This window comes from Desmonostoc vinosum (assembly GCF_059505385.1).
In genome coordinates this window covers 1-4,813 of the sequence record NZ_JCACKM010000232.1, presented here as the reverse complement: position 1 = coordinate 4,813, position 4,813 = coordinate 1, and the positions used below count along the sequence as shown (strand labels likewise).

Annotated in this window: 5 protein-coding genes; 2 read left to right on the top strand and 3 right to left on the bottom strand. The window is 41.4% G+C overall.

Annotated elements, in window-relative coordinates; translation table 11 throughout:
• Window positions 1–250, top strand: a 250-nt coding sequence (locus tag AC5JMF_RS26710) for a DUF4351 domain-containing protein (protein ID WP_495798734.1), incomplete at its 5' end; no start/stop codon positions are given.
• A gap of 51 nt (window positions 251–301) precedes the next feature.
• Here the strand turns inward: AC5JMF_RS26710 and AC5JMF_RS26705 are convergent.
• The 3 genes from AC5JMF_RS26705 to AC5JMF_RS26695 form a co-directional block, all read right to left on the bottom strand.
• A complete protein-coding gene (locus tag AC5JMF_RS26705) occupies window positions 302–2,827 on the bottom strand; it encodes a cyclic nucleotide-binding domain-containing protein (RefSeq protein ID WP_495798733.1) in 2,526 nt (841 codons plus the stop codon).
• A gap of 270 nt (window positions 2,828–3,097) precedes the next feature.
• On the bottom strand, window positions 3,098–3,538 hold the full coding sequence (locus AC5JMF_RS26700) for a hypothetical protein (protein ID WP_495798732.1): 441 nt from the start codon (window positions 3,536–3,538) through the stop codon (window positions 3,098–3,100).
• A gap of 6 nt (window positions 3,539–3,544) precedes the next feature.
• Window positions 3,545–4,021, bottom strand: a complete 477-nt coding sequence (locus tag AC5JMF_RS26695) for a hypothetical protein (RefSeq protein WP_495798731.1) — start codon at window positions 4,019–4,021, stop codon at window positions 3,545–3,547.
• A gap of 110 nt (window positions 4,022–4,131) precedes the next feature.
• Here AC5JMF_RS26695 and AC5JMF_RS26690 point away from each other — a divergent pair, with 110 nt between their 5' ends.
• Window positions 4,132–4,773, top strand: coding sequence for a transaldolase family protein (locus tag AC5JMF_RS26690; RefSeq protein ID WP_495798730.1), 642 nt, complete (start codon window positions 4,132–4,134; stop codon window positions 4,771–4,773).
• The last annotated feature ends 40 nt before the right edge of the window (window positions 4,774–4,813 follow it).

Genomic DNA, 4,813 nt, shown 5'->3' with positions numbered 1-4,813 from the left:
AGTGATTTATCAAGAAATTCTCAAAGAAGGCGAACAACGAGGAGAACTCCGAGGACGGGAAGAAGGACGAAAAACAGAAGGGCAATTGCTGATTGTGCGTCAACTTACTCGGCGGGTGGGAGAATTACCCCAAGAAGTAATAGAGCGAATTGAAACTCTCTCCTTAGAACAATTAGAAAATCTCGGCGAAGCTTTGTTAGATTTTCAGGCGATCGCCGATCTACAAGTGTGGTTTAATACATTAGAGTAGCAAAACTAATAGCACCAAACCAGGCAAAAGTCAAACAATTTTGTATTGTTTTTACAACACAATAATCGCCCACATACTCGCCCCTAAGCTGATCGCAGCTAGGTGTTGCCAAAGTAGCGATCGCAGCGGTTGCCGAGCAATTTTTTGTGTTAACAATATCGTTAATAACACTGAGAAAATTAAAGTTGCTCCTTGTAAAAACTCAATTACGGCAGGATGAGTAAACAATATTGGCAATCCTTCCCCATTTAAACCAAAAGTAGCAAAAGTTACAGGCAAAATTCGCCCACCTTCACCCAAACCTAAACGCAGATAATGAGCTAAGTTACCTCCCAAAACTAATGGTAGATAACCATAAGCGAGTTCTACAAATCGTTGAGATTTACAGCGTAAATTAAACAGTTTGAGCAATCCATGAGCCGCGAAGGTGACAGCAGCAGGGATAATCAATACCAGCAGCGATAATCCCAGGTGCAGCCAAAATTGAGTCAAATCGACTTGGAACCCTAACCAAGACTGTAACTCTGGTAAACGATGCAGATATACTCCACCCAATAATAAAAGTAATAATGCGACCTCATAGGTATGAGGTACGTGAGTTGTCCACAGTTCAATCCCAGGAGGGCGCAAGTTAAACTCAACCGAACGATGGGGACAAGCTTTAAGACAAGTCATGCACAGTACACAGTCTCTGTTATCTTCTAGCTGTGCAGGGTGAGAATATAAAGGACAACCATTGGTTTCCATGCCTTCACCTTTTTGTGGCCCTCCTTTGTAGCATTGATAAGTGGTACAAGTGGCAGAACAAATACCTTGCTGTGCGCGAAGTTCTGTCATTGAGAGTTTGGCAAATAAACCATTCATGCCACCAATGGGACAGAGATATCGACACCAAAATCGCCGCTCAAAAATTGCTGAGAAAATCATTGCCCCAGCGGTAATTAATAACAACAAACAAGCGGAAAGATAGGCGGTATTTTCTAAATTCCAGAGTTCTTCCCAAAGGAAAATTAGGGTAAATAGCCCAAACAAAAACCAGCCGCCCCATTTCTCAGCTTGCTCTCTTGGCCAGCGTTTGAGTTGTCTGGGCCATAACCATAAAGAAAGCTTTTGTGTAATTTCCCCATAAATCATAAAGGGACAAACTGCACACCACACACGCCCTAAAAAGGGAAATAAAAATAAAAAGAAAGGCCACCAGAAAGCCCAAAATAAATTGAGAGCAAAATTGCGATCGCGTGTTTGCGGCCCCACAAACAAAATTGTCACGATCAAGGCAAAAGCGCTTACAGTAAAGCCATAATTTATGCGGTCAGGCCACCAATCACTGCGTAAAAATCGCCGCAAACTGGGATAAATATTTAACAGATTAACCCGAAATTGCTTTTTCTTAATTTCGGCTGACCAAAATATTTCTTCTGTCAATTCACTGGCTTCTCCGGCTTGGACTATTGCCCGTTCTACAAGATTTTTCAACTCTTTGAAATTGCCAGGAAAATCATAAGACTGTAAGCGACGCACAGCTTCTGGGGTAATGTGCGGTTTAGAAACACCTCTCGCCCGGACGTAGAGACTAGTGTAATATTCTACTTGTGCTTGAATATCAGCTTTTCGCACCCGTAGTGGTGGCACTTTAATTACATGACCAACACAGCGTTCAATAGTAGGTAGAGTTTTTTCGGAAACAATTAGGATGCGGGCTTTGCTAGGGCGAGGTTCAGCGTTTGGTTCGCCAGGACGAGTCACGGGGTTATACGTGCCTTTTTTCAGTAACTGCGCCACAGCAGGTAATAACTCTGAGGGCAATTCTTGAATATTATTCAGGAGTAGAGTCCCTTCACCTAACCATTCCAGCAGTCCTGGTTTGCCTCCATCACGGCCAAATAAATCTGCACCGCTGGTTTGGAGAATCCCGCAATTGACTTTAATCATCGGTTCTCGCCGTTGTGAAGAACCAAAGTGAATTAAAGCAGCTATGTTATCTTTTTCTAAGCCCGGTTCACCGAAAATATCCACTGATTTGCGATCGCTAGCTGCTTGTCTAATTTGCTCCCGTAGACGTACAGCGTAGCGACTAGTACCAACGATACCACGTTGGGCTTTAGTGACTAAATATGGTCGCAGGGCTACAGAACGTTCTTGTTCATAACCAAGGGCGGATGTCACTTGAGCCAATTCTTGAGCTAATTGACGAGAGAAGGCTTGAGTAATTTCTGGATATTGACTAGCCAACGAACGAAACTGATCAGCAGGCACAACCCACAAATGGCATTCTGTGACTGTAGTAATTGTGACTAGAGTCAATTCATCTAACAGCAATTCCTGAAGATGAATCACCGAACCAGGGAGCAACCCATATGCTAAAGCTGGATTAGTTTGATTGGTAGTACTGCTTTCCAGTTGCCCCTGTTGCAAAATATAAAGTGCTTTTGGAGAAGTGCCTTCACTGACTAAGGTGGTGTTTGCTGGTATAACTTTTTCTTCTATGATTACAGCGATCGCATCTAACACCGCAGGTGAGAGAATTCCTAAAGTGGTGCGTTCTTGTAGCCAAGTTACTATCTCTGGAGATGTCATCCTGGTTTCTCCATGCAGGCTGTTTTATAGGAATTATCCCTGAAAGCGATGTCATTTGCACTGTCTCTGAGTAATGCTGAGTCAATGCCCTACAGGCAGGGTTTGAAGAGGACACGAGGACGCGGGAGACCCCATAAAGCTAGGAGATTCAAACAAGGAACAGATTTTTTTGTCTCTACGACTAAAGTCGCTTTCTTGCAACCAGGTGCTTAAATCTTGAGAAGGGTCGCTCTTTGCGTCTCCCCTTTTCCGCGTCTTCTTAGTCAGGGTTTAGGGGTGTATAGTTACTTTTTGTCTTAACTTTTCCAGTAAGTTCCACGACCTTTTTTCATTCTTTGAGATAAACAAAGGAAACCAATACACAGCTTTTTCTATTAATCTGTTTTGATCATTATTCAAATCTTCAATCAATTTTGCTACTGACTTAAATCCCAGCTTAGGAATAGCAAAATCTAGCCATAATTTAATAGATTGAGCATTAGAATTTACACTTCCATACTTGAACAATTTTGTGACATAATCTCTTTGATTTAAAACTCTCTTGGCAATTACAAGAGAAATTAGGCTTTTTTGTTCAACCATGCTCTTAATGATTTCATATGCTTCTACTTCAGGTATTGATTTTAGATAATCCAAAATTACCTTTTCTTCATTAGAAGACAAGGCTCTATAGGTACTGGTTTGTATTAAATTTTGAATATTATCATTCATAAGGGATTATGAAAACTCATGTGGGATGAAAAGGTCTAATGGCAAACCAGCATTACCTGCTTCATTAACTGATGGTTTGTAGTGACCAGAAGCATTATTCCAGTATTTAATTTGACCTTTATTTTTTTTATTGTGTCCAAAGCGAATTTGACCTGCAAAGTCAACGTTGTTACCTTTGGTGATATCAATATGATCACCTAAACCAAACTTTTGCCTTGCTATATATATATTGCCTCCCTGTACAATGAAGTTGTATTCGCCATTAGGTGTAAATACTTTATTTTGAAATGTTTTATATCTCCACTTATTGCCATCAAAGAAAAGCTCATGACGTCGAATATAATTAGGAATATCTTCGGGATAGAGATTTGGAAAATAGCCTGATATTGAACTCCCTCCAGATGGCAGTCCTGAATCAATATTATGCCAAGGGCTAGAAAACGGTGTAGGATATTTTGTTAAATAAAAAAGTCTAAGTTGCACATTTTAGAGGGAATAGTAAACAGGGAACGCTTAACAGGGAAAACCTCTGATTGAACCAGAATAATGTTTTTCTTTGTGCTTCATGTACTCAAAAAACATAGAGAAAGATTATGGCAATTTATTTAGACTCCGCGATCGCATCGGAAGCTGAAATTACCAAGCTTTGGGGATGGATAAAGGGTATTACTACAAATCCGACACTTTTAGCTCAAAGCGACACTCCACCAGAAGATACACTCAAGAAACTGGTTGCTTTAACTGAAGGGCCTTTATATTACCAACTTATGTCCTCCGATAAAGCGGGGATGTTGGCTGAAGGTAGAAAGGCTTTTGAAATCATTGGTTCGCAAACTGTGTTGAAAATTCCCGCGACACCTGTAGGGTTTGAGGTGGTGGCGAGTCTGGCACCGGAAATTACTTGTTCGGTAACAGCGATTTACAGTGCAGCACAGGCGGTGGTGGCTAAAGAGGCGGGTGCTAAAATTGCCATAGCTTATGTCAACCGCGCTACCCGGTTATTGGGCGATGGTATTGCTTTAGTACAAGATATGGCTAGCGTTCTCAAAGGCAGTGATGTAGAAATTTTAGCAGCCAGTATCAAATCTCCTCAAGAAGCAGCCGCCTCCTTACAAGCTGGAGCAAATCATTTAACCTTACCTTTGATAATGTTACAGGCGATCGCCACTCATGAATTCTCTCAAAAAACTGTAGAAGAATTCGCCAGCAAAGGCATTGGTTTAAATAATTCGTAATTCGTAATGACGCGACGCTCCTGCGTCGCTCTAAGCGAAG